The organism is Bradyrhizobium sp. BR 1433, from assembly GCF_051547665.1.
Taxonomy (GTDB): domain Bacteria; phylum Pseudomonadota; class Alphaproteobacteria; order Rhizobiales; family Xanthobacteraceae; genus Bradyrhizobium; species Bradyrhizobium australafricanum.
This window is the reverse complement of record NZ_JBPUGG010000001.1, coordinates 6,585,179-6,610,503: the sequence shown is the minus strand read 5'-3', so window position 1 is coordinate 6,610,503 and position 25,325 is coordinate 6,585,179. Positions and strand designations below refer to the sequence as shown.

18 protein-coding genes and 5 pseudogenes are annotated in these 25,325 nt (G+C 65.9%); 8 read left to right on the top strand and 15 right to left on the bottom strand.

Translation table 11 applies throughout. From position 1 onward, the window contains the following. Positions 1 to 11: 11 nt before the first annotated feature. The 3 genes and pseudogenes from ACSKB9_RS31820 to ACSKB9_RS31810 form a co-directional block, all read right to left on the bottom strand. Positions 12 to 176, bottom strand: coding sequence for a hypothetical protein (locus ACSKB9_RS31820; protein ID WP_198400243.1), 165 nt, complete (start codon positions 174 to 176; stop codon positions 12 to 14). 99 nt (positions 177 to 275) lie between these two features. After that, positions 276 to 1,824 (bottom strand): annotated as a pseudogene (locus ACSKB9_RS31815) (hypothetical protein). An 89-nt stretch (positions 1,825 to 1,913) separates the two neighbouring features. Further along, a pseudogene (locus ACSKB9_RS31810) lies at positions 1,914 to 2,986 on the bottom strand (hypothetical protein). 204 nt (positions 2,987 to 3,190) lie between these two features. Here ACSKB9_RS31810 and ACSKB9_RS31805 point away from each other — a divergent pair. The 3 genes from ACSKB9_RS31805 (at position 3,191) to ACSKB9_RS31795 (ending at position 5,116) form a co-directional block, all read left to right on the top strand. Beyond that, positions 3,191 to 3,565 carry a Crp/Fnr family transcriptional regulator gene (locus ACSKB9_RS31805; RefSeq protein WP_438078052.1) on the top strand — a complete coding sequence of 125 codons (375 nt, stop codon included), beginning with the start codon at positions 3,191 to 3,193 and terminating at the stop codon, positions 3,563 to 3,565. After that, entirely contained in the window at positions 3,562 to 4,371 is an 810-nt protein-coding gene (locus ACSKB9_RS31800; RefSeq protein WP_225646485.1) for an MBL fold metallo-hydrolase, read from the top strand. Before ACSKB9_RS31805 ends, ACSKB9_RS31800 begins: the two co-directional genes overlap by 4 nt. Positions 4,372 to 4,510: 139 nt before the next feature. Further along, positions 4,511 to 5,116, top strand: a complete 606-nt coding sequence (locus ACSKB9_RS31795; RefSeq protein WP_438078050.1) for a glutathione S-transferase family protein — start codon at positions 4,511 to 4,513, stop codon at positions 5,114 to 5,116. 116 nt (positions 5,117 to 5,232) lie between these two features. On the opposite strand, the gene ACSKB9_RS31790 is transcribed toward ACSKB9_RS31795, so the two are convergent. The 4 genes from ACSKB9_RS31790 to ACSKB9_RS31775 form a co-directional block, all read right to left on the bottom strand. Then, complete coding sequence (locus ACSKB9_RS31790) at positions 5,233 to 5,727, bottom strand: TPM domain-containing protein (protein ID WP_438078048.1); 495 nt, start codon at positions 5,725 to 5,727, stop codon at positions 5,233 to 5,235. A gap of 2 nt (positions 5,728 to 5,729) precedes the next feature. Beyond that, a complete protein-coding gene (locus ACSKB9_RS31785; RefSeq protein ID WP_438078046.1) occupies positions 5,730 to 6,626 on the bottom strand; it encodes a TPM domain-containing protein in 897 nt (298 codons plus the stop codon). 21 nt (positions 6,627 to 6,647) lie between these two features. After that, positions 6,648 to 7,265 (bottom strand): LemA family protein, encoded by a 618-nt coding sequence (locus ACSKB9_RS31780; RefSeq protein WP_028334935.1) that lies wholly within the window; start codon positions 7,263 to 7,265, stop codon positions 6,648 to 6,650. Positions 7,266 to 7,392: 127 nt separating this feature from the next. After that, positions 7,393 to 7,617 (bottom strand): hypothetical protein, encoded by a 225-nt coding sequence (locus tag ACSKB9_RS31775; RefSeq protein WP_438080660.1) that lies wholly within the window; start codon positions 7,615 to 7,617, stop codon positions 7,393 to 7,395. On the opposite strand from ACSKB9_RS31775, the gene ACSKB9_RS31770 reads away from it, so the two are divergent. From ACSKB9_RS31770 to ACSKB9_RS31755, 4 genes and pseudogenes are all read left to right on the top strand, one after another. Then, a complete protein-coding gene (locus tag ACSKB9_RS31770) occupies positions 7,531 to 7,830 on the top strand; it encodes a hypothetical protein (protein ID WP_438080490.1) in 300 nt (99 codons plus the stop codon). The two genes, ACSKB9_RS31775 and ACSKB9_RS31770, sit on opposite strands and share 87 nt — an antisense overlap. Further along, positions 7,728 to 8,279, top strand: a pseudogene (locus ACSKB9_RS31765) (enoyl-CoA hydratase); the annotation flags it as partial. The gene ACSKB9_RS31770 and the pseudogene ACSKB9_RS31765, both read left to right, overlap by 103 nt. An 8-nt stretch (positions 8,280 to 8,287) precedes the next feature. Further along, positions 8,288 to 9,434: pseudogene (locus ACSKB9_RS31760) on the top strand (acyl-CoA dehydrogenase family protein). 13 nt (positions 9,435 to 9,447) lie between these two features. Then, a complete protein-coding gene (locus tag ACSKB9_RS31755; protein WP_438078044.1) occupies positions 9,448 to 10,644 on the top strand; it encodes an acyl-CoA dehydrogenase family protein in 1,197 nt (398 codons plus the stop codon). 109 nt (positions 10,645 to 10,753) lie between these two features. On the opposite strand, the gene ACSKB9_RS31750 is transcribed toward ACSKB9_RS31755, so the two are convergent. From ACSKB9_RS31750 to ACSKB9_RS31720, 7 genes are all read right to left on the bottom strand, one after another. Then, positions 10,754 to 13,081, bottom strand: a complete 2,328-nt coding sequence (locus ACSKB9_RS31750) for a xanthine dehydrogenase family protein molybdopterin-binding subunit (protein WP_438078042.1) — start codon at positions 13,079 to 13,081, stop codon at positions 10,754 to 10,756. Positions 13,082 to 13,241: 160 nt separating this feature from the next. Then, positions 13,242 to 14,330 carry a S1C family serine protease gene (locus ACSKB9_RS31745; RefSeq protein ID WP_438078040.1) on the bottom strand — a complete coding sequence of 363 codons (1,089 nt, stop codon included), beginning with the start codon at positions 14,328 to 14,330 and terminating at the stop codon, positions 13,242 to 13,244. Between the two features lie 98 nt (positions 14,331 to 14,428). Next, the gene (locus ACSKB9_RS31740; protein WP_168855765.1) at positions 14,429 to 15,304 is read right to left on the bottom strand and encodes a dihydrodipicolinate synthase family protein; all 876 of its coding nucleotides are present in this window, start codon (positions 15,302 to 15,304) and stop codon (positions 14,429 to 14,431) included. After that, on the bottom strand, positions 15,297 to 16,253 hold the full coding sequence (locus ACSKB9_RS31735) for an NAD-dependent epimerase/dehydratase family protein (protein ID WP_438078038.1): 957 nt from the start codon (positions 16,251 to 16,253) through the stop codon (positions 15,297 to 15,299). Before ACSKB9_RS31735 ends, ACSKB9_RS31740 begins: the two co-directional genes overlap by 8 nt. A 23-nt stretch (positions 16,254 to 16,276) precedes the next feature. Beyond that, on the bottom strand, positions 16,277 to 17,917 hold the full coding sequence (gene pgm, locus ACSKB9_RS31730) for a phosphoglucomutase (alpha-D-glucose-1,6-bisphosphate-dependent) (RefSeq protein ID WP_438078036.1): 1,641 nt from the start codon (positions 17,915 to 17,917) through the stop codon (positions 16,277 to 16,279). Between the two features lie 231 nt (positions 17,918 to 18,148). Further along, positions 18,149 to 19,801 carry an acetolactate synthase large subunit gene (locus ACSKB9_RS31725; RefSeq protein ID WP_438078034.1) on the bottom strand — a complete coding sequence of 551 codons (1,653 nt, stop codon included), beginning with the start codon at positions 19,799 to 19,801 and terminating at the stop codon, positions 18,149 to 18,151. A gap of 78 nt (positions 19,802 to 19,879) precedes the next feature. Then, positions 19,880 to 22,546, bottom strand: coding sequence for a M1 family metallopeptidase (locus ACSKB9_RS31720; RefSeq protein WP_438078032.1), 2,667 nt, complete (start codon positions 22,544 to 22,546; stop codon positions 19,880 to 19,882). A gap of 250 nt (positions 22,547 to 22,796) precedes the next feature. Here ACSKB9_RS31720 and ACSKB9_RS31715 point away from each other — a divergent pair, with 250 nt between their 5' ends. Beyond that, positions 22,797 to 24,251 carry a GH1 family beta-glucosidase gene (locus tag ACSKB9_RS31715; protein ID WP_438078030.1) on the top strand — a complete coding sequence of 485 codons (1,455 nt, stop codon included), beginning with the start codon at positions 22,797 to 22,799 and terminating at the stop codon, positions 24,249 to 24,251. A gap of 1 nt (position 24,252) precedes the next feature. On the opposite strand, the pseudogene ACSKB9_RS31710 reads toward ACSKB9_RS31715, so the two are convergent. Beyond that, a pseudogene (locus tag ACSKB9_RS31710) lies at positions 24,253 to 25,324 on the bottom strand (maleylacetate reductase). Position 25,325 lies beyond the last annotated feature (1 nt).

The window sequence follows — 25,325 nt, the reverse complement described above, 5'->3', positions numbered from 1 at the left end:
CGAGCGTCGCTTCAGCGCTTCATCCAGGCCCAGACCAGGGCCACCGCAATGATGCCGATGACGACCGCGAGCCCGATCGCCCAGCTGCTGACGCGGACGGCGCTGACCGCCTGGCGCTCGGCCTCGTTGGCTGCAATCTCGCGGTCGCGCTGCTTGTCGTCCTCGGGAGCACTCATCGGCCGGTCTCCGCTCAAGGCTGGGCTGTTCGGGGCGTGGTCGCGACGCGGAATGTAGCATCAAATAATGACGCGCAGCCGCTTCGGTTCCGGCGGAAATCACCGGCCCTTCACGAAGCACATGCCGATGTGCGAGGCCTTCCCGGCCACTTGGCAGGCAAGGCCCTCGGCGCAGGTCCAGCCGCGGAAGCTGCGGTCGGTCTCGGCGGGCCTCGCGCCCGGCAGATAGCAATGCGCGCCCCAGCCGTCGCTGTATTCGGTGCCGGCAAGCTCGGTGCTGCCGCGCTGCTGCGGCCGGTTGGAGAAGCCGCGCGAGAAGTCTGGCGCCTTGCCGTCGCGGAAGCTTGCGAGGATATCGCGGCGACGAGGCTGGTCGCCGAAGAAATGCGGCGAGGCCGGCACCACCGTGGAGTTCGACGGCTTTGCCGCCATCCAGTCGACGCCGGGGAAATGGAAGCCGCCGATGCCGCGGGTCTGGTGACAGCCGGCGCAGGTGACATCGTTGAGGCGCCGCTCGAAGCCGGCCAGCGACTGGATGTTTTGCAGCTTCGTTCCGTCGGCCGCAGCCTTCTGCAGGGCGCCGACGACGTCACCATCCGAGAACACCGCATTGCCGGCCGTGCCCTCGCCCTGCACCATGCCGAATTCGGGCTCCAGCTCGCTGACATCGAAACCGGTCGGCGTCGGCGCGACCGCTACGGTCGCGAGGAAGCGATCGGGGATCAGCAAGGTGCCGCGATCGAGCTCGGCAAGATGTTTGGGATCGAGCAACCACGCCTTGAAGTCGCGCCTCAGTGCCCCGTCCGCCAGAATGCGGTCGCGATCGATCTGGTTCTCCAGCGGCGCTTCGGCAAACCGTTTTGCCACGCCGTCATAATCGAACACTTTGAGCAGATAGTCGGTGCGGAAATCGCGCACCGCGGATTTCGGCGCGTGCGCGATCTGCAGATTGGTCTCGATACGATCGATATTGCGCGCATCGATCAGGTCGAGCGGACCATCCTTGCCGAGCAACTTCTCCATCGCCGGCCGCGCGCTGCCGGTCGCGAGCCAGCGCCGCGCGATTTCGCGGCAGCCGAGCGATGCGTCGTTGCCGTCGCCTTTCGCCTTCAGCACGAGGTTCAGCGTCATCGGCAGCCGCTGCGACACCGCGTTCTCGCCGATCGGCGACACATCGGTACGGGTCAGCCGGTAGATCAACCGGATCTCGCCGCAATCTTTCGGCGCCACATAGGCGCGGTCCATGCGGTTGACGATGCCTGACAGCACGAAGCGGACGTCGGAGGATTCGAAGTAGCGCGCGATCGAACAGCTGAAACGCGAAGCCGTCGCCGATGCCGATGCTCTCATTCGGCAGGCTTGCTTTATGCTTTGCGACATAGCGATCGAACTCGCGATCCAGCGCCTCGCGCACCGGGACCATCACGGCGAGCCCGAACAGATCACGGTTGGACAGCGGCGTGTCGGCGGAACGCTCCGGCGCGAGCATCCGGCCGAGGCTGAAGCGGCCGTGATCGAACTCGCGCAGGGTGGCGGGATCGATCACCGCCGTGCCGCGCTCGAGCGCGCGATCCTCGGCGGCACGTGCAGGCGCGGCGCCGCAGAGCAGAACGGACATCAGCAGAAGGCATTTCAGCGCGCGGCTCATGCCCCACTAACACCGCGCGGCAAACCCTATTCAAGAAAAAGGCGCTTCACATCGTAGTGAAGCGCCTTGGTGTTGTCGTGTTGCGGAGATCAGCGCGAAACGATCAGGCCCTTGCTGGTGACGACCACCCAACGGCCGTCCTGCTTGCGGATGGCATCGACGCGGCCCAGGCCCGGGACGGGGTCGCCCGCGTAAACCTCGTAGATGCCGCCGCGGCCTTCGATCAGCGCGCCGCCATTGCCGACGTCGCGCAGCGACCAGCCGTCGACCACCGGCAGGCGGCCGACCTCTGGCCTGGGGGCGGCCGGCGCCGCCGCGGCAGTCGCCGGGGTGATCGAGCCCGTGACCTCGCGGGCGGGCGTCGCCGCGGCGACGGTGGTCTGCGGCGCGGCGCGGAGCTTGTCGACCGCCTCGCTGAGCTTGTTGAGCTTGGCCATCGGCTCGGCCTGGGCCTTCTCGACCTTCTCGATCCGGTCGCTGGCCTTGCTGAACTGGGTCTGGCCGGCCCTGGCGGTCTGCTCGACGCTGGCCTTCAGCGCGGCGACCTCGGATTCGATCCGGGCGAGCGCGGCATCGGCCGCTTCCTTGTTGGCGGCGGCGTCCTTGGCAGCCACATCCCTGACGGAAGCAGCGGCGGGGGCGGCGAGATGGCCGAGCCCCGCGGTCGCGAGCGCACCGCCGATGGCGCCGGCCACGGTCGCCAGCGCGATCACCGCGGCCATCGCGCCGATCCGGCGCGTGCCGGCCGGCTTGCCCGCCGCCTTGGCCGCCTGTTCGGCGCCTGGCCTGGATGCCGTCGCCTCATGGTCCCAGGTGCGGTCACCCGGCGCCATGATCATCAGCTTGCCCGGAAAATGCGGCTCTTCCCGCTTGCCGGTCTCGACCTTGGGCACGTCCATATTGGTCGGCTCGACCTTGGCCTCGACCTTCGGCTCGATCATGGACTCGATCTTGGGGTCGATCTTGGGCGGCTCAACCTTCGAGGGTTCAACCTTGGGCGCGTCCATCCGGGGCGCGTCCGCCTTTGGCGACGTCTCTTCCTGCTCGGGCGCAAGCCGGGAGCTTCGACATCGGTCGCGGCCATCACGGGCTCGCTTTTCGCCGCCATTTCGGCGCCGGTTTGACCGCTGACCGGCTCGCTCTGCTGCTCACTCACGTTCAAAGTCTCCAGACTAGGTTGACAATTCGGTAACTTTTATTGCTTGCGAAATGGTTACCCCGCTCCGCCATTACCTAAATTTTAGGGAGTTTTCCGGGCCGGATTTGGGCGATGCTGCCCTGCGGCAATCTGCGCCGCTTCCGTTTGCGCGCGGCGCTTTCCCGATTAACATACCGTCATCTTCCAGCCAGAAGGCAGGAGAGCGCCATGACGATCGAGAAATGCATCAAGGAATTTGGTGTCGATGACGTCATCTTTGAGGAAGGCTCGACCGGCCGCGAGCTGTTTGTCGTGCTCGACGGCAAGGTCGACATCGCCAAGATCGATCGCGGAAGCAAGACTGTTATCGTCAGCCTCGGCAAGGGCGAGTTCTTCGGCGAGATGGCCGTGATCGACGGCTCGGCGCGCTCGGCGACCGCCATCGCCTCCGCGCCCGCAACGCGGGTGATGCGGATCGACCACGCCCGCTTCGTCTATCTGGTCAGCCAGCAGCCGGCGTTCGCGCTGATGGTGATGGATGCGCTCTCGAAGCGCCTGCGCGCATCCAACGCGGTCACTTACCGGACGGCGGCAACCCCATGAGCGACCGCAAGCCAAGCCCGTTCAAGACGCTGTTCGACGCCGAGGTCGCAACGCTGATCCAGGCCGCCGACGACGTCTATCAGATCCGCTTCAAGAACCGTGCGGCGAACGCCTATCTGGTGCGCGGCAGCAAGCGGACCATCATGATCGACGTCGGACTGTCGAGCAATTATCCGTCGCTCGTCGCCTGTCTCAACCATCTCGGGGTGACGCCCGAGATGATCGACATGGTGGTGCTGAGCCATGAGCATCTCGACCACATCGGCGCGGCGTACCATTTCCACGGCAGCGCCTACGTCGCCGCGCACCGGCTCGCCGCCAATAAGATCATGCTGCGCGACGATTTCTCGATGCTGCGCAAGATGTTCAACGAGCCGAACGTGCCGATCGATATCGACATCTGGCTCGAGGAAGGCAACCTGATCGACCTCGGCAATTTTCGCCTCAACGTGATGTACACCCCCGGCCACACCTCGGCCTGCATCACGCTGTTCGACCAGGACAAGGGCCTGCTGTTCGCCGCCGACACGCTGATGCCCGGCGGCGTGATGGGCGGCGTGTTCGGCTCCGGCTCGATCGCCGACTATATCCAGTCGCTGGAGCGGCTGAAGGGCCTCAACTCGAAGATCCTGCTGTCGGGACATGGCCGGCTGTCCGACACGCCGCAGGACGATGTGCGGATCGCGCTGCAGCGCTCGCACGGCCTGCTCGAGGACACCGCGCAACTGTTCGATGCACTCGATGCGCGCTCGAATTTCGAGCCGATCATGCAGTCGGTGCGCGACCTCAACAAGCTCGACGATTGAGCTCAGTTCCTCCCCGTCGTTGCGAGCCAACGGGTCGCAATGACGTTCGGGCGACCGAGCGCCTTCACATTTGACAAATCCGCGCCCGGCCTGTTCAACAGCGGCAACAACAACGTTGAAGAAACAGGGAGCGAGGATCATGAAGCTTTACGACTCGATCGGACCCAATCCGCGCATCGTGCGCATGTTCATGGCGGAGAAGGGCATCGAGATACCCAAACAGGCCGTCGACCTGCGCAAGGGCGAGAACCGCGAGACGGAACACCTGAAGCGCAATCCGCACGGCCAGATGCCGGCGCTCGAGCTCGACTGCGGCAACTACCTCTCTGAGATCACGGCGATCTGCGAATATCTCGAGGAGAAGCACCCCTCGCCCGCGATGATCGGCACCACGCCGGAAGAGCGCGCGGAATGCCGGATGTGGACGCGCCGCGTCGATCTCAACATCGCCGAGCCGCTCGCCAACGGCTACCGCTTCGGCGAAGCGCTGAAATTCTTCGAGAAGCGCATTCCCGTTGCGCCCGAAGCCTCGCCCGGCCTGAAGATGATCGCCGCCAACCGCATCAAATGGCTGAATGACCAGATGGCCGACGGCCGCGACTACATCTGCGGCAAGCGCTTCACGCTCGCCGACATGCTGCTCATTGCTGGCTCGATTTCGGCAACCAGGTCGGCCAGCCGCTGGACCAGTCGAACGCCAACATCGTCGCCTGGTTCAACCGCGTCGGCGCGCGGCCATCGGTGAAGGCGTAGACGCTCCAGCGTCATTGCGAGGAGCGCAGCGACGAAGCAATCCATTTCTCCGCTTGCGGTGAGATGGATTGCTTCGCTTCGCTCGCAATGACGTGGAGGGCGTTGGACCTAAATCACCACCGGCTTATCCGGCAGCTCATTCGGGCCGGCGGGAGGCGGGAAATGCTTTGCCAGCTCGCGCGACACCGCCTCGATCCCCTTGATCACGCCCTGCTCGAACCGGCCGGCCCGAAAGTCCGTTTCCATCGTGCGGCAGATCGCCTCCCAGCCGGCACGGCCGACCTTCGCGTCGATGCCGCGGTCGGCGACGATCTCGACGTCGCGGTCGGCGAGCAACAGGTAGATCAGGACGCCATTGTTGTGATCGGTGTCCCAGATCCGCAAATGCGAGAACACGTCGAGCGCGCGCTCCCGTGCAGGCTGATTGCGGAACAGCGGCACGCCGTCGAGTGCGCCCTCGACGACGAAACGGATCTGGCCGGAATGAGTGGCCTCACCGGCCTTGATCGCCCGCTCGATGGCGTCGAGCACGCGCGGTGGAAAATCACGCCGCACCCGCCAGCGGTGTTCGATCAGATGCTTGCCGATGCGCTTGATGCCCATGCCTACCAGCTCCCCGAGGCGCCGCCGCCGCCGAAGCTGCCGCCTCCGCCGCTGAAGCCGCCGCTGTCGCTCGAGCTCGAACCGCTGCTCCAGCCCCCGCCGCCGGACCAGCCGCCGGAATAACCGCCGCCGCGCCGGTACGGTCCCGAGCCTGCCGTCGGACCGCCGAAGTTCAATCCGCCGAAGATCAGCGCCGCGACGGCGGCGAACAGGCCGACCACCAGCGCCGTGGCGAGCGAGCCGGCCACCATCCAGGTGAAGACGCCGACGACACCGCCGGTCGCGACCGAGCCCAGCAACCGCCCCAGTATCCCGCGCAACACGCCGGCCACGATGATGACGATAAAGATTGTCACCGGATTGGCGAAGTCGACCAGGTTCGGCCCTTGCCAATGCTCGGGCTCCGGCGCCGGCAATTTCTCGCCATTGATCAGGCGGATCATCCGGTCGACGCCGGCCGAGATGCCGCCGGCGAAATCGCCGGCCTTGAATTTCGGCGTGATGTCTTCGTCGATGATGCGGTGGGTGACGGCATCGCTCAGCACGCCTTCGAGGCCATAGCCGACCTCGATGCGCAAGTGCCGGTCGTTCTTGGCGACGACAAGGAGCGCACCGTCGTCCACCTTCTTGCGCCCGATCTTCCACGCCTCGGCCACGCGGATCGAGAACTGCTCGATGGTTTCCTCGCCCGTGGTCGGCACGATCAAGACCGCGATCTGGCTGCCCTTGCGGGCCTCCAGATCCTTCAGTCGGTCGGTCAGCGTCGCGACATCGCTCGCCGACAGCGTCCCGGTCTGGTCGACGACGCGGCCGGTGAGCGGAGGCACCGCGACCTCGGCCCACGCCGGGCACACGAAGCCCAGCAGGAAGGCGAGCAGGATGACGCGTGCGGCGGTCATCGCGATGTGCGCACGCCGGCGCTATTTCGACGGCGCAGGGGCCGGCGACGGATTATTGAAATCGACCTTCGGCGCGGTCGATATTTCCTTTTCATTGTCGACCGTGAAGTTGGGCTTCTCCTTGTAGCCGAACGCCATCGCGGTCAGATTGTTCGGGAAGGTGCGGATGCCGACGTTGTAGTCCTGCACTGCCTTGATGTAGCGATTGCGCGCCACCGTGATGCGGTTCTCGGTGCCCTCGAGCTGCGCCATCAGGTCGCGGAACAGCGCGTCCGATTTCAGCTGCGGATAGTTTTCGGTGACGACCAGCAGCCGCGACAGCGCGCTGGTCAGTTCGCCCTGCGCCTGCGTGAACTTCTGGAACGCGGCCGGGTCGTTGAGCACCTCCGGCGTTGCCTGGATGCTGCCGACCTTGGCGCGCGCGTTGGTGACGCCGAGCAGCACGTCCTTCTCCTGCTGCGCAAAGCCCTTCACGGAGTTGACCAGGTTGGGCACGAGATCGGCGCGCCGCTGGTACTGGTTCACCACCTCCGACCAGCTCGACTTGACCTGCTCGTCACTGGTCTGGATCGCGTTGTAGCCGCAGTTGGTCAGGCTCAATGTCGCCAGCGCTGCGAGCACGGTCCAAAGCTTGCGCATGAAGATGGTCCTCCCCGGGTGGATTCTGCGTCAGCGTAACAGATTTTCGCCGGATAATCCCGTGCGGCGGATTTCGCGGCTTCTTTTGCGGATGATGACGCTTGCCTATCCCTGCCCGCGCCGTTCATCATGGCGAAAAAATCGATCGCGGGAGGATCCATTGGCGTCTGAACAATTCGAGACGATTGTTGTCGAACGGCCCGAGCCCGCGATCGCGCGGATCGTGATGAACCGCCCCGAGGCCCGCAACGCCCAGAACCTGCAGATGACCTACGACCTCAACGCTGCCTTCGACCGGGCGGTGCAGGACGACGCGGTCAAGGTCATCATCCTCGCCGGCAACGGCCCGCATTTCTCGGCCGGTCACGATCTCAGGCCAGGGGCCAAGAACCAGGCCGGTGTCGATTTCCCGCCAGTCGGAAATTGGGCGGCTTCGCCGAGCCCAACGCCCATGGCCGCTTCGCGCGCGAGCAGGAGATCTACCTGCAGATCACAAGGCGCTGGCGCAATCTGGCAAAGCCGACCATCGCCGAGGTACACGGCAAGTGCATCGCCGGCGGACTGATGCTGGCCTGGGCCTGCGACCTGATCGTTGCCAGCAACGATGCCGAGTTCTGCGACCCCGTGGTGACGATGGGCGTCTGCGGCGTCGAGTGGTTCGTGCATCCCTGGGAGCTCGGCGCGCGCAAGGCCAAGGAGATGCTGTTCACCGCCGATGTCTGGAGTGCCGACGAGGCGCATCGCCTCGGCATGGTCAATCACGTGGTGCCGCGCGGCGATCTCTCGTCGTTCACGCTGGCGCTGGCACGGCGGATCGCCGCCAAGCCCGCCTTTGCGCTGAAGCTTTCCAAGGAGGCGGTGAACCGCTCGATCGACATCATGGGGCAGCCTGCCGCGATCGATCAGGCCTTCGCGCTGCATCAGCTCTGCCACGCCCACAACCTTCAGGAATTCGGCATGGTGGTGGACCCCGCGGGCCTGCATCCCTCCGTCAAGAAAACCGCCAACGTGTAGCAAGCCAGATGGACCTCACCCTCAGCGACGAGCAGCGCCTGCTGCGCGAAAGTGCCGACCGCTTCGTGGCGGAAACTTTTACCCCGGATCATCGCAAGAAAGCGGCGAACGATCCGCTGGGCTATTCGCCCGCGATCTGGAAACAGTTCGCCGAGCTCGGCTGGCTGGCGCTGCCGATCAGCGAAGCCCATGGCGGGCTCGGCGGCGGCGCGATCGAGGTCGGACTGTTGATGGAAGCGTTCGGCCGCGGGCTGGTGTCCGAGCCCTTCCTCTCCACGGTCGTGATCGGCGCCGCGCTGGTTGCCGAATGCGGCACCGAGACGCAGAAGCAGGCGATCCTCCCGAAAGTGGCCGAAGGCGCCCTCACCCTTGCCTTCGCGCATTCGGAGCGCGCCGCGCGCTTCGATCTCGCTCATGTCGACACCACGGCCGGCAAGACGGCCGACGGTTGGCGCCTGAATCGGCAGCAAGATCGCCGTGCTCGACGGCGCGGCAGCCGACCAGATCATCGTCTCGGCCCGTATCGCCAACGCCAATGGTGCATCCGGCAAGCTTGGCCTGTTCCTGGTGCCGGCGGGGACTCCCATGCTCACTCTGCGCGACTACGCGCGGCTCGGCGGCGGGCGCGGCTGTAATCTTGATCTGAAGGACGTGCAGTTGCCCGCCGATGCGCTGCTCGGCGACGGCGGCGATGCGCTGCCCGCGATCGAAACCGTGGTCGACCGTGCGATGGCCGCGCTCGGCGCGGAGGCGGTCGGCATCATGCAGACGCTGCTCGACACCACGCTCGAATATACCAAAATCCGCAAGCAGTTCGGCCGGCCGCTATCGGCCAACCAGGTGATCCGCCATCGCCTCGCCGACGTGGCGATGCAGGTCGACGAGGCGCGCTCGATGGCGTTGCGCGCCGCGCTGATGGCCAATGCCGAGCCTGTGGCCCGCAGCCGTGCGGCGTCCGGCGCCAAGGCGAAGATCGGCAAATGCGCGCGCTTCGTCGCCGAACAGGCGGTGCAGCTGCACGGCGCGATGGGCGTCACCGAGGAGCTCGACATCGGCGCCTATTTCAAGCGGCTGCTCGCCTTCGATACGCTGTTCGGCAACAGCGCCCATCATTATCGCCGCCACGCCGCGCTCAGCGGCCGCGCCCACGCCTAACGGAGAGCGCACCATGGATCTCACCTTCAGTGCCGAGGAACGCGCTTTCGAGCAGGAAGTCCGCGATTTCATTGCTGGCAGCCTGACGCCGGAGATGAAGCGCGCCACCGCGCTGACGCCGTCGGTGTTCTCCGATCCCGACATCGGCATGGCCTGGCAGCGCGCGCTGCACAAGAAGGGCTGGGGTGCGCCGGGCTGGCCGGTGGACCATGGCGGACCGGACTGGACGCCGGCACAGCGCTGGATCTTCGAGGCCGAATGCGCCCGCGCCGGCGTGCCGAATGTCAACGTGATGGGCGTCAAGATGGTCGGCCCCGTCATCATCGGCTTCGGCTCGCCCGAGCAGCAGAACTTTTACCTCCCGCGAATTCTCTCCGGCGAGGATTACTGGTGCCAGGGCTATTCCGAGCCGGGCTCGGGCTCCGACCTCGCCTCGCTGAAGACCCGCGCGGTGCGCGACGGCGACGATTACGTCATCAACGGCACCAAGATCTGGACCACGCACGCCCATCACGCCAACCGCATGTTCGCGCTAGTGCGCACCAATGACGGCGAGCGGCAGCAGGACGGCATCAGCTTCATCCTGATCGACATGAAGACGCCGGGGATCACCACCCGCCCGATCCTGACCATCGGCGGTGACCACGAGGTCAACCAGGTGTTCTTCGACGACGTCCGCGTTCCCGTCGCCAATCGCGTCGGTGAAGAGGGCAAGGGCTGGACTTACGGCAAATATCTGCTCGAATTCGAGCGCGGCTCCGGCATCGCGTCGGCCAAGCTGCGCGAGGCGCTGAAGACGATCGCCGATCTCGCTGACTCCGAGGTCACCGGCCGCGCCATCAAGGACCCCGACATCGCGATCCGGATGTCGGAGGTCGAGGTCGATATCGATGCGCTCGAGATGACCGAGCTCAGGGTGCTGTCGGCGCTGCAGACTGGGCAGAATCCGGGCGCGGTGTCGTCGCTGATCAAGCTCCGCGTCAGCGAGATCCGTCAGGCGGTGACGCGGCTCGGCGTCGACGTGATCTGCCAGGACGGGCTTGCCGTCGAGCCGGCGCGGCCGTTCTACCGGCTCAACCACGAGCCGGCGATCCCCGAAGAACTGCTGCCGGTGGTGCCGGAATATCTCAACGGCCGCGCCTATACGATCTTCGGCGGATCGTCCGAGATCCAGCGCGACATCATCGCGAAGATGGTGTTGGGGTTATAGGGCACCGTCGTTCCGGGGCATCGCAGAGCGATGAACCCGGAACCTCGAGATTCCACAATGCGCAAGTGCGCATCGGGGTTCGACGCTGTGCGTCGCCCCGGAATGACGGCTAAGCAGCCGTCACCTTGGCGTCGCGGATCGCCTGCCAGATCTTCGACGGCGTCAGCGGCGTGTTGAGCTGGGTGATCCCGACCTCACTCAGCGCATCCATCACGCCGTTGGTGATGCAGGGCGGCCCGCCGATCGCGCCGGACTCGCCGCAGCCCTTGGCGCCTAGCGGGTTGGTCTTGCACGGCGCGGAGCCATCGAGCGTCACCGTGATCGGCGGAATGTCGTCCGCACGCGGGATGCAATAGTCCTGATAGCTCGCGGTCAGCAGCTGGCCTTCCTCGCTATAGGCCACGCCTTCATACAGCGCCTGGCCGATGCCCTGGACAACGCCGCCATGCACCTGCCCGGTCACCAGCATCGGATTGACCGCGACGCCGACGTCGTCGACCGTGGTGTAGCGCACCACCCGCGTGACGCCGGTCTCCGGATCGATCTCGACCTCGCAGATATGGGTGCCGTTCGGCCAGCTCGGCCCGTCGACATTGCCCTCGCTCTCGACCGAGAGCTTTGCGCCGTTTTCCTTAGCCGCGATCTCGAACAGGCTGATGCGCTTGTCGGTGCCGACCACGGTGAGGAAGCCGTCGCGATACTCGATGTCATCGACGGAGGCTTCCAGCAGGTTGGAGGCCTTGTCGCGCGCCTTGTTGATCATGTCGTTCGAGGAGACCGCAACCGCGGTGCCGCCGACGAACAGCGAACGCGAGCCGACGCTGCCGAAGCCGGTGGCGAGGTCCGTGTCGCCCTGGACGACGTCGATCTTGTCCATGGCGATGCCAAGCGTATCAGCGATCATCTGGGTGTAGGTGGTGGCGAGGCCCTGCCCCATCGCCATCGTGCCGGAATGCAGGATGACGCGGCCTTCGGCGGTCGCGTGCAGCGAGACGTTCTCGGTGTGGGCGCGGCCGCCGGTCCATTCGATGTAGCTGGTGAGACCGCGGCCGTAGAGCAGGCCCTTCTTCTTCGCCGCCTTCTTGCGTGCGGCGAAGCCGTTCCAGTCGGCCAAATCAGACGCGCGCTCCAACATGTGCGCGAAGGCACCGGAATCGTACACCTGCCCAACCGCGTTGGTGTAGGGCAGCTGCGCCGGCTTGATGTAGTTGACCTTGCGGATGGTGCGCGGGTCCATGCCGATCTGGCGCGCGGCGGCGTCGAACAGCCGCTCGACGATGAACACCGCCTCGGGCCTGCCGGCGCCGCGATAGGCGCCGACCGGCGCGGTGTGGGTCATCACCGACTTCACCTCGAAATGCACCAGCGGCAGGTCGTAGACGCCGGTCTGCACGAACGGGCCGAGCACCAGCGGAATGATGTTGGCGGTGCCCGACGAATAGGCCCCGGTGCCGCCGATCGAGCGCACCCGGTAGGCCAGCACGCGGCCCTTGGCGTCGAGCGCGAACTCGCCGGTCGAGGTCAGATCGCGGCCATGGGTGCCGCCGACGAACTCGTCGGTGCGGTCGCCGCGCCAGCGGATCTTCTCATTCAGCTTGGTCGCGGCATAGGCGACGATGCCGTCTTCCGGATACAGGCTGGTCTTCTGGCCGAAGCCGCCGCCGATATCGCCGACCAGCACGCGCACGCTGTCCTTCGGCCGCTTCAGGATCGATTCCGCCAGCAGGTCGCGGGTCGAGCCCGGGGTCTGCGACTGCACGTGCAGGATCAGCCGTCCGGTCTTCTTCTCGATCTCGGCAATGGTCGAGCGCGGCTCCATCGCCGACGGCACCAAGCGCTGGCTGACCAGATCGAGCGACACCTTGTGCGCGGCATTGGCGAAGGCTTCCTCCACCTTGGCGGCATCGCCATAGCTCATCGCGGCCACGATGTTGTCGGGCGCCTCCGGCCAGACCGCCGGCGCACCGGGCTTGATCGCCTCGACCGGATCAACCACCGAGGGCAGCACCTCGTAATCGATCTCGATCGCCTCGGCCGCGGTCTGCGCCAGCACCCGCGAGGTCGCGACCACAGCCGCGACGCCCTCGCCCGCGTAACGCACCACATCATGCGCCAGCAGGCGCCGTGGCGGCACGGTCATCGGCGAGCCGTCGGGCCGCTTGAAGATCGCAAGCGTCGGCAGCGTGCCGATATCGTCCTTGACGAGGTCGGCGCCGGTATAGACGGCCTTGACGCCCGGCATCTCCAGCGCCGCCCTGGCGTCGATCGCCTTGATGTTGGCGTGGGCGTGCGGCGAGCGCAGCACGTGCAGCCAGAGCGCGCCGTCCTGCGGCTTGTCGTCGATGAAATGCCCCTTCCCGGTGACCAGCCGCTGGTCCTCCAGACGCTTGACTGGCTGGCCCGCACCAAAACGCATATTGCCGGGAAGAATGTTCATCAGAGGGTCCTTCGAGCTTCCAAGAATTTCCAGAGAATTTGGCGGGGGTTTTAGCGGATTTTGGCGGCCTGACAACCACAGCGCCGGCCAGAGGACAGGCGTGTCGTCGCGCGGCGCGCGGAAGCACAATCCGGTGGCACGCGTCAGGCCAGTGACGACATTATTGCGCCCGGCCGATATCGACGATGGCGACCTCGACATCGCGCGCCGAGCCGTCGCGGTTCACGCTGAGCCGCACTTTCTTGCCGACCCCGATCTGCTCGAGCTGGTCGGCCAGATCGGAGAGCCGGTGGACCGGCTTGCCGTCGACCGCGGTGATCACGTCGCCGAGCTCACCGGTCGACATGTCGACCCCGCGTATCCCGGCGCGCTCGGCCGGCGACCCCGGTGTCGTGCGTACCACGATCAATCCTTCGGCACCGATACGGGTGGCGACTGCCTCATTCGCGGTCACGATGCCGATCCCCGGCGTCGGCACGCGGCCGTTGCGGATCAGCTCGGGCACCACGCGATTGACGATGTCGACCGGGATCGCAAAGCCGATGCCGGCATTCGAGCCCGACGGCGACAGGATCGCCGTGGTCACGCCGATCAGCCGGCCGGCGGAATCGAGCAACGGGCCGCCCGAATTGCCCGGATTGATCGCGGTGTCGGTCTGGATCACATTGGAGATCTCGCGGCCGCTCGAGGTCGGCAGCCGGCGCTTGAGCGCGCTGATGATGCCGCTGGACATCGATTGATCGAGCCCGAACGGGTTGCCGATCGCATAGGCAAACTGGCCGACCTTGAGATCGGCCGAGCTGCCGAGCGCCAATGACGGTGGCAGCTTGCGCGCGCTGCGGATGCGCAGCACGGCCAGATCGTAGTTCGGCGCCGTGCCGACGATCTCGGCGCGTACCGCTTCGCCGGAGGCAAAGCGGATCGCGACCTGGCTTGCGTTCTGCACCACATGGTTGTTGGTGACGACGTGGCCGTCATTGTCCCAGACAATGCCGGTGCCCGACGCCGCGCCGCCCTCCTGCTCCTCGCTCAGCGGATTGGCGGCGGTTTGCGTCACCACCTGCACGACCGACGGCGAGACCTTCTCGAAGATCTCGACATTGGCCTTTTCGGCATCCGACAGCGCGCCGCGCTCGGCGACCGCGCGGGCAGCCGGGCCGCTCCACGGCGCCTGACGGATGCTGCCGGCCGCGAATATCAGCAGAACGGCCGCGATCACGGCCAGGACAAGGATGGTACGCCGATTCATTGGTGTGCTCCACGCAACAAACGCGCTGACCAAGCGGAGGTTTCCGGCATGGCCAAGGCGGATTGCCCGGCATTTTGCCGCGCAGCCCCCCGACGGCCTCAGCCCAGATCGCGCAACGCCGCCTCGACCACCTTGCGCTGCTCGGCCGTGAGCGGCGCCTGCGGCGGCACGGGATCGCCGACGTCGTAGCCCTGGCTCGCGAGCCCGGCCTTGATGCAGGCGGCGAGGTTGAAGCGGGCAAACGCCTCGTTGATGCGCCACAGCTTGCGCTGCAGGGCCATCGCCTCATCCCAGCGGGTGCGGCGGCACAGATTGTAGAGCTCGACACTCTGCCGCGGGATGATGCAGGCCGGGCCCGCCATCCAGCCGTGGCCGCCGATCAGCATCACCGCGGCCGGAATATGGGCGGAGGCCGAGAACACTTTCAGGCTGTCGCCGCAACGGTTCATGATCGACAGCAGCCGCCCGGTGTTGGTCGACGCGTCCTTGATGTAACCGATGCGCGGATGCCCGGCGAGCCGCGCGATGACGTCAAGCGTGAGGTCGGAGCGCTGGAAATTCGGATTGGTATAGATCACGACCGGAATGTCGACGGCGTCGGCGATGGCGCGGAAATAGGCTTCCACCTGCGCATCACCGACCGGAAAATACGCCTCCATGATCGCGAGAATGCCAGTCGCGCCGCGCTTCTGGTAGGCCTTGGCCTGCGCCACCGCATCCGCCGTCGAGGTCGAGGCGACGCCGGCGACCACCGGCACGCGGCCCTGCGCGGCCTCGATCGTGGTCGCCACCACCTGCATGCGCTGCGCATTGTTGAGATAGGCGAACTCGCCGGTCGAACCGAGCGGCGTCAGGCCGTGGACGCCGGCCTTGACCAGATCGTCGCAGAGCCGGCCCAGCACCTCGGTGCGGACATGGCCGGCAGGGTCGACCGGGGACACCAGGTACGGAAAGACGCCGTGGAAATCAGCCATTTGCGAGCCTCGTTGACGGCGAGACATAATCGGGATCGTGCGCAAAGGGAAGCGGCGCGCTGCTGCGCAAGGCGCCGAGCACCGCTGCGAAATCCGTACCGGCGCGGAAGCCGAGCAACCGTTCGGCCTTGCTCGCGTCGTAGATCCGGCCGATCGATTTCGGCAGGCGCCAGCCACGCCGCGCGAACAGCGCCGGCGCATCGGGGAAGGTGCGCGCGATCACCCCGGCCGCGTCGGTCTTCAGGTCGGCGACATCGCTGCGCGCAAACGGCGTCGGCGCGCTGATCACGAAGACCTCGAAGCCGCGGATCTTGTCCAGCGCCACGACATGGGCATCGGCGGCGTCCTCGACGGTGAGGCGGCGGTACAGCAGCTCGGTCGCCTTCAGGTTCTCGCCATGGATGTCACGGATGGTGTCGTCATCCTCCGGGAAGAAGCGGCTGGTGCGCAGCACCGCGCAGTTCAGCCCGTGCTCGCGGCTATACAGGCGGCACAGCCCTTCAGCGGCGAGCTTTGTCACTCCGTAAATGTTGCGCGGCTCGAGCGGTCCTGTCGTCTCGTCGAGCCACACCGCAGCATGGCCTTCCTCGTCGCGGATCGCCTGCGAAATCATCAGCGAGGTCGTCGAGGTGAAGACGAAACGGTCGTGGCCGGCAGCCACTGCCGCCTGCAGCAAATTGAGCGTGCCTGTGACGTTGACGTCGACAAAGGCCTGCGGCGCGAACCGCGCGATATCAGGCTTGTGCAGCGCCCCGCCATGGATCACGGCCTCGATGCCGTGATCGGCGAACACACGCTCGACCACCGATCGTTCGGCTACCGAGCCTGTGACATCGGTCGCCTCACCCGGGACGACGTCGAGGCCGACCACGTCATGGCCGGCCTGTCGAAGCCGCGGCGCGAGGAAACGGCCGAGCCAGCCGGAGGAGCCGGTCAACAATATTCGCATGAATTCTGCCCGGCCCGCGCCTTTCAGAACACCTTGGCGATCGCGGCCTGCGCATCGCCCTGGATCTGCTTCAGATGATCCGGCCCGCGGAAGCTCTCGGCGTAGATCTTGTAGACATCCTCGGTGCCGGAGGGACGCGCGGCGAACCAGCCCGCCTCGCTCTCGACCTTGATGCCGCCGAACGGCTGGTCGTTGCCCGGCGCCTTGGTCCTGACCGCGCGCACGGCATCGCCGGCGAGCTGCGTCATGTTGAGCTGATCGGGCCCGAGCGCCTTCAGCGCGTTCTTCTGCTTCGGCGTCGCCGCCACATCGATGCGCTCGTAATAGGGAACGCCGAGTTCGGCGGTCAGTTCGCCGAACAATTCGCTCGGATCGCGGCCGGTCTTGGCGATGATCTCGGCCGCCAGGAGGCCGAGGATGATGCCGTCCTTGTCGGTGGTCCACACCGAGCCGTCGCGCTTCAGGAACGATGCGCCCGCGCTCTCCTCGCCGGCAAAGCCGAAGCCGCCGCTGCCGAGCCCATCGACGAACCATTTGAAGCCGACCGGCGTCTCGACCAGCTTGCGGTTCAGCTTCTTCGCGACGCGATCGATGATCGAGCTCGACACGATGGTCTTGCCGATCGCGGCGTCCTTGCTCCATTGCGGCCGGTGCGCGAACAGATAGGCGATCGCGGTGGCAAGGAAGTGGTTCGGGTTCATCAGCCCGTTCGAGCGGGTCACGATGCCGTGGCGGTCGGCGTCGGTGTCGTTGGCGAAAGCGACGTCGAAACGGTCGCGCATCCCGATCAGGCTCGCCATCGCATAAGGCGACGAGCAGTCCATCCGGATCTTGCCGTCCCAGTCCGCGGTCATGAAGCGGAAGGTCGGATCGACCACCTCGTTGACGACTGACGCGTTGATGCCGTAGCGCGCGATGATCGGCTGCCAGTAGTGCACCGCCGCGCCGCCGAGCGGGTCGATGCCGATCTTGACGCCGGCAGACTTGATCAGCGCGAGATCGACGGTGTTGCCGAGATCGGCGACATAGGGCGTGATATAATCGTGCAGATGCGTGGTCGCCGCCTTGCGCGCGCGATCATAGGACAGCCGCGCGACGCCCTTGAGGCCGGCCTCGATGTAGCGGTTGGCGTTCTTCTCGACCACGGCGGTGACGTCGGTGTCGGCCGGACCACCATGCGGTGGATTGTACTTGTAGCCGCCGTCCTCCGGCGGGTTGTGTGACGGCGTGATGACGACGCCGTCGGCGAGGCCCGCGCTACGGCCCTTGTTGTAGCTCAGAATCGCATGCGAGATCACCGGCGTCGGGGTGTAGCCGCCCTGCGCGTCGATCATGATCTCGACGCCGTTGGCCGCGAACACCTCGACCGCGCTGGCCAGCGCCGGCTCAGCCAGCGCATGGGTGTCGATGCCGATGAAAAGCGGCCCGGTGAGACCCTTCTCGCGCCGGTAATCGCAGATCGCCTGCGTGGTGGCGAGGATATGGTCCTCGTTGAAGGAATTCTTCAACGACGAGCCGCGATGGCCCGAGGTGCCGAACGCAACCCGCTGGGCGGGATCGCCGGCGTCGGGCTTGCCGGCAAAATAGGCCGTGACCAGCCGCGGCACATTGGCGAGCTGGGCGGGATCGATGGGTTTGCCGGCGGCAGGATTTGGTGCAGTCACGTGACCTCTCAGATCTGGTATCGCCAACCATCTGCGCAATGGTGATGCAGTGGCGTGCTACCATGGCGGCTTACGTTCAATCAAGCCGAGGGCTTTTCGTTCCTTGGCCACCGCAGCAATGCTTTGGCTTCTTGTTTGAGCATGATCTCCGCGCAAACGCTTTGCGTTTGTCGCGAGGGAAAGCCGCTTCGCACTTTGCGCTAACGCGGCCCTTCGGGTCCGGATCATGCTCTACGACACATCGATCTGCTGCACCTTCTCGCGCAATTCGTCGACCAGCACCCGCTTGTTCTCGGTATAGTCGATCGGCACCACGACAAGATGCACGCCGCCGCCGGAAAACGCCCGTTCCAGGGTCGGAACGATCGCATCCGTGCTCGCGATCCGCGAACCCTTGGCGCCGTAGCTTTCGGCGTATTTGACGAAATCCGGATTGCCGAAGGTCAGGCCGAAATCCGGGAAATTGTCGACCGCCTGCTTCCAGCGGATCATGCCGTAGGCGGAATCCTCCAGGATCAGGATCACCAGATTGAGCTTGAGGCGGACGGCGGTCTCGAGCTCCTGCGAGTTCATCATGAAGCCGCCATCGCCGCAGACCGCGAGCACGCGGTTGTTCGGACACAGCATCGCCGCCATCATCGCCGACGGCAGGCCGGCGCCCATGGTCGCGAGCGCATTGTCGAGCAGCAGCGAGTTCGCGAGCAGCGTGCGGTAATTGCGCGCGAACCAGATCTTGTACATGCCGTTGTCGAGCGCGACGATGCCGTCCTCCGGAATGACCTGCCGCACATCGTGCACGATGCGCTGCGGTGTCGGCGGCCAGCGGCCCTCGGTGGCGCGATCGGTGATCTTGGCCAGAATGCTCTGGCGCAGGCTGAGCAGCGCGCTGGCATGCGGCAGCTTCCCCTCGACCCGATCGGCCAGCAATTCAAGGCTCGGACCGACGTCGCCGATCACCTCGCATTGCGGGAAATAGACCTGCTCGACCGTTGCCGGCATGTAGCTGACATGGATCACCTGCGGCCCCTTCGGGCCCATGATGAAAGGCGGCTTCTCGACCGTGTCGTGACCGATCGCGATGATGAGGTCGGCGCGGTCGATCGCCTCGTGCACGTAGTCGCGCTCGCTCAGCGCGGCGGTTCCCATATACTGATTGGTGCCGCCCGACACCGTGCCCTTGCCCATCTGCGTGGTGATGAACGGGATTTTCGTGCGCCGCACGAAATCGCCGATCCCGGCAGTCGAACGCGGACGCGATGCCGCAGCACCAAGCATGATCAGCGGGCGCTGCGCCTTCAGGATCATGTCGGCGGCGCGGTCGAGCGCGGCGGCGTGCGCGATCGGAATCTCGATCGGATGCGGCGGTATCATTTCGACCGGCGCAGTTTCCTCGCCAGCGATATCTTCCGGCAGTTCGAGCAGCACCGGCCCCGGCCGTTCCTGCGTCGCAATGCGGAAGGCGTCACGGACCAGGGTCGGAATGGTCGCGCCGCTGACGATCTGCAGCGACAGCTTGGTCAACGGACGGAACGTGTTGACGATGTCGACGATCTGGAACTTGGCCTGCCGGCTGCTCAAAATGCCCTTCTGGCCGGTCAGCATCACCATCGGCATGGCACCGAGCAGCGCATAGGCGGCGCCTGTCGTGAGGTTAAGCGCGCCGGGGCCGAGCGTCGTCATGCAGACGCCGGGCTTTCCGGTCAGCCGGCCATAGGTCGCCGCCATGAACGCCGCGGCCTGCTCGTGGCGGGTCACGATCAGTTTGATCGAGGATTTGCGCAGGCTCTCGACGACATCGAGATTCTCCTCGCCGGGGACGCCGAATACCCGCTCCACGCCCTCATTCTCGAGGGCCGCGACCAGCAAATCGGAACCTTTGACCATCTCAGCCTCGCATCGTTGATTGCATGCCGCGCACGGAGCATAGCCGCATCGCGCGCCGCCGGAAACTGCTTCGCGATCTCACGGCTTGCGCGCCCTGATCCAGGCGTCGGCGGCGGGCAGCACGCGCGCGGCGAGATCGGCCGAGATGGCGATCGCTTGCACCGATCGCGCCACCATCACCCGTCCGCCAGTCGTCGATTGCGACGGAGCAAACGCGGCCAGTTCCGCCGCGTGCGCCTCATCGGTAAAATGGGTCATGAAGTTCGGCACGAACTGGTCGCGGAAGTTCGGCCCCTGCTTTGCCAGCAACGTATCGAAATTGGTCCGGATGAAGTCCCAGGCGAGCTGCGGCTGCTCGCCTGAGGACGCAACCGCGTTGATCATCCCCGTCACGATCGTGTCGGGCAATTCGTCGGTCAGCGTCAACGCCAGCGTCGCCCGCGCCAATTCGGCATCGCGGGCGCTTGCCGCCGCGAGATAATAGCGCAGCCGTTCATTGGTCGCCGTGCTGTTGCGCGCGAGCGCCAGCAGCTGGTCGTAGGTCGCCCGATCGGCGGTCACACCGACAACATGCGCGACGGCATCGCGCAATGCGATCGGAAGCGAATTGGGATCATCGACGAATCCCGCAAAGCGCCGCTTCGCTTCCGCCACAATAGCCGCATCCCCGAGATCGCCAAGCGTCGAGATCAGGCTTGCACGCAACAACGCAGTGTCATCGTCGCCTGAACCGGCGCCGTCCCATCCGACCCGATCGAACACCGGGCGCAGCTTGGCGCGGGCATAGGCCTGGATCACCGGCCGCTCGGTGCGGCCGCGCGACAGCCGGTTCAGCGCCGCGAATGTCGAGATCACCTGGTCCCACACCGCGCGTTGGTCACCGGCATCGAGCGCATCGAGCAGCGCGAGATAGGACGGCGCCTCCGCGCGGCCCGCCTGCACCAGCGCCCAGCTGTCGGTGACGACATTGAGACGGTCCGTGACCTGCATTTGCGGGAATGCGTTCAGCAACGCCGCACGGTTCTTCGGGCCGTACTCGACTCTGAAGTAGCCGACGTCGCCGAGGTTGACCTTGATCGCATCGCCGCAGGCGCCGGCCGGGATATTGGTGCTCCCCTTCAACAATATCTCGTCAAACGGCTTGCCATGCGCCGGTCCGACCGCAACGGGGATCTGCCAGTTGCGGGCCGGCAGCGGCGGATTGTTGGCCGGCGCGATCACGAAGCGATCCTGCCGCAGGGTCAGACGTTGCGCCATGCCATCGCAGGCCGCCTCGGCCACGACCAGCGGCACGCCGTCCTGCTCGGTGAACGAGGCGGCGATACCGGTGATGGTCTTGCCGCCGCTACTCTCGAGCGCCTGCCAGAGATCAGCGGTCGTCGCGTTGCTGTAGGCATGCGCGGCCATGTATTTGCGGATGCCGTCGCGGAACGCCGGTTCGCCGAGATAGTTCTCGAGCATGCGGATCAGCGCCTGCCCCTTGTTGTAGGTAATGGCGTCGAATGCCGTCACCGCTTCGCTGTGATCGGCAATCGGCTGCTGCACCGGATGCGAGGTGCGCCGGGCATCGAGCGTCATGGCAAACTGCTTCGCGCCGTAGCCGTTCAGCCAGCCCTGCCATTGCGGATAGAACTGCTCCGAGGCCTTGGTTGCCATCCAGCTGGCAAAGCCCTCGTTGAGCCAGAGATTGTCCCACCACGCCATGGTGACGAGATCGCCGAACCACATATGCGCCATCTCGTGCGCGATGATGGCGAAGATGCCGCGCCGCGCGGTCTCCGCGGAGGTCGCGGGGTCGAACAGCAGCCGGCTCTCGAAGAAGGTGATGCCACCCCAATTCTCCATTGCGCCGCCGAACCCGCCGGGAACGGCGATCAGGTCCAGCTTCGGCAGCGGATATTTGACGCCGAAATAGTCGTTGTAATAGGCGAGCAGCTTCACCGCGCTGTCGAGCGCGAACCGGCCCTGCCCGCTCTTGCCCTCCGTCGTCACCACGCCGACCGTGACGCCGCCGGCATCCGCTGTGACGCGCTCGAGCTCGCCAACCGTAAGCACGAACAGATAGCTCGACATCTTCGGCGTCGGCGCGAACGCAACCTTTTTGAGATCGCCGGCGACCGGCTCTTCGCTGGTCACGGGCATGTTGCCGACCGCGAGCAGATTGCGCGGAATGACGACGGTCAGCGCGAAGCTCGCCTTGAACGACGGCTCGTCCCAGCACGGGAAGATCCGCCTCGCATCGGCCGGCTCCAGCTTGCTGGAGATCATCCGCTTGATCCCGGTCCTGGTCGGGTAGTCGACCGAGAACAGGCCGGTGCCGAATTTGTTGATCTGCGCCGTGAAGGCGATACGCAGCTTGTGGCGGCCGGCTGCAAGCGGCCTGGCGAAGGTCAGCGTTGCGGTCTGCGCGGCGGCGTCGGTCGCGACCTCCGCGTGCTGCGCGCCGTCATCGATCGTGACCTCTGCGAATGTCGTGTTGACCGCGTTCAGCGTCAGCTGCGCGGTCGCCTCGCGTACCTCGATGTCGACGGTCTCGACGCCCGGCAGAGCGAGGCCCGTGATATCAGGCGTCAGCTCGATCGCGTAATGCAACGGGACGACCGTCTTCGGCAGCTTTCCGGGCGTGCGGTCGAACGAGAATGTCTGCTCGGCCTGCGCGTTTGCGGCCATCGCCAAAGCCAAGCCGATCGCAGTGGCAAGACGACGCAGCAGCGCCCTTCGGACATCGGTTGCAGGCTTGTTCATCGCGCGCAGCTCACGGGAATCTCGGGGATATTCGGATGTCATTGCGGAAGGACGTAGCAGGCAATCTAGTAGAGAAAATGTCGCCACAAAACTGACAACTCCGCGACATTGACATCACAATGGTTCGCATTGATTGGTACGCCGCTCGCCACGGCGCTTTGGCCCGCCGGCCCTTGTTGCTCAACGGCGGGATGGAAGGTTAACCTACGGCCCGCATTCCAGCCGCAACGTTCGGCGACGGGAGACAGCAATGTTCGGAAAGTTCTCGCGCCGGCAGTTTGCGGGCCTTGCAGGCCTTTCGGCGCTCGGTTTGACCGGCCCTGCCGAGGCTGCAAACCGTGCGTCACGGCCGGACGGCACGAACTTTCCCACCGGCTTCGTTTGGGGCACAGCAACCTCGTCCTACCAGGTCGAGGGCGCGGTCAATGAGGACGGCCGCGGCCCATCGATCTGGGACACTTTCACCCATACATCGGGCAAGATCGAGGACGGCTCGACCGGCGACCGCGCCAACGATCACTATCACCGCTACAAGGAGGACGTCCGCCTCATCAAGGATCTCGGCGCCAAGGCGTATCGGTTCTCGATCGCCTGGCCTCGGGTATTTCCCGACGGCACCGGCACGCCGAACCCGAAGGGCCTCGACTTCTACAACCGCCTGGTCAACGAGCTGCTGGCGAACGGCATCGAGCCCTACGCCACGCTCTATCATTGGGACCTGCCGCAGGCGTTGCAGGACCGCGTCGGCGGCTGGCGCTCGCGCGACACCTCGAAGGCATTCGGCGACTATGCCGGCTATGTGGCGCAGCGACTAACCGACCGCGTGAAGAACGTCTTCACCCTCAACGAGGTCGGACGTTTCCTCCCGTTCGGCTATGCGCTCGGCGTCGACGCCCCGGGGCTGAAGCTGCCAGCGGGCGAGGTGAACCAGGCGCGCCATCATGTGGCGCTGGCGCATGGCCTTGCGGTGCAGGCGATCCGCGCCAAGGGCCGTGCCGGCACGCGGGTCGGGCCGGCCGAGAACATCACCGCCTGCGTGCCCGCCTTCAACACGCCGGAGAACATCCGCGCCACCGAGACCGCGACCCGCGAGCTCAATGCAGGTTTTCTCGGTGTCGTCCTCGAAGGCAAGTACACCGAAGGCTTCCTGCAATATGCCGGCGCGGATGCGCCCAAATTCACCGCGGACGAGCTGAAGATCATCTCGCAGCCCAATGATTTCGTCGGGCTGAACATCTACGCGCCGCAATGCTACATCCTTGCCACCGACCATGCCCCCGGCTGGAAGCCGCTGCCGATGCCGGCTTCCTTCCCGCATATGAGCTCGGAATGGCTGCGGATCGCGCCAGAGACGATCTATTGGGCGCCGCGGATCGCCGCCAAGCTGTGGAACATCAAGAGCATCTATATCAGCGAGAACGGCACGTCCGGCGAGGACAAGGTGCATCCGGACGGGCAGATCTACGATCTCGACCGCATCATGTTCCTGCGCAACTATCTCGCCCAATTGCAGCGCGCGACCGCCGACGGGGTCCCGGTCCACGGCTATTTCCTGTGGAGCCTGATGGACAATTTCGAATGGATCTTCGGCTATGAGAAGCGCTTCGGCCTCTACCGGGTGGATTTCGAGACCCAGGCCCGGGTGCCGAAATTGAGCGCGGCGTTCTACCGCGACGTGATCGCGCGCAACGCGATCGGGGTGTGATCTATCCGGCCTGCGGCCGCGACCCGGACCACGCGCGCTTCAGCAGGTCGCGGATGCCGCTCTCCTCGATCGGCCTCGGATTCCAGTAGGGGTTCTTGGTGGCGAGCGCGGCGGCCCTTGCGATGCCGTCCTCGGGCATGCCGATCTCGGCGAGCGAGCGAGCGCGGCGCGCCGAGCCTTGCCGACAGATCGAACAGGCCATCGGCGGCGCTGGCCGCCCCAAGCGCCCTCGCCGCGCGGCTGACTGGATCGCGCGCGGCGGGCGTGTTGTAGGCGATGGTGTGCGGCAGCAGCACCGCATGGGTCTCGGCATGCGGCAGGTCGAACAACGCACCGACGGTGTGGCAGAGCTTGTGGTGCAGCGCCATGCCCACGGTGCCGAGACAGACCGCGCACAGCCACGCGCCATAGAGCGCGTCCGCGCGCGCCTCGAGATCGCGCGGCTGCGCAATCACATCCGGCAGAGACGAGGCAAGCTTCGCAATCGCCTCTTCCGCCATCAGCGAGGTGATCGGGTTGCCGTCCCGCGCGTACAGCGCCTCGGCCGCGTGTGCGATGGCGTTGAGGCCGGAGATCGCGGAGAATTTGGCCGGCATCGAGACGGTCAGGTTGACGTCGTAGATCACGGCCTCGGGCAGGATCTTCGGCGATGATTGCGTGGTCTTGACGCCGTCGACGGTCTCGCCGAGTACCGGCGTCATCTCGGAGCCGGCATAGCTGGTCGGCACGATCAGTTGCGGCAGGTCGGTGCGCAGCGCGATCGCCTTGCTGAGGCCGGTCGCGGCGCCGGCGCCGATCGCAACCACACCGTCGGGCCTGAGCTCGCGGACGATCTCCATCGCACGTTCGGTCACCGCGACCGGCGTGTGCACCACCGCGCCGTCGAACGATCCGGCCACACGGCCGCCGGTCAGGCCAGCGAGATCGCCGAGCTCGGCCTGCTGCCGCCGGCTCGCCAGCACCAGCGCGCGGTTGATGCCGAGCCGGTCGAGCTCGTCCGCCAGCTGCGCGACCGTGCCGACCCCGAACACGACCCGCATCGGGCTGACCTGGTAGGTGAACGGCTGCGCCATG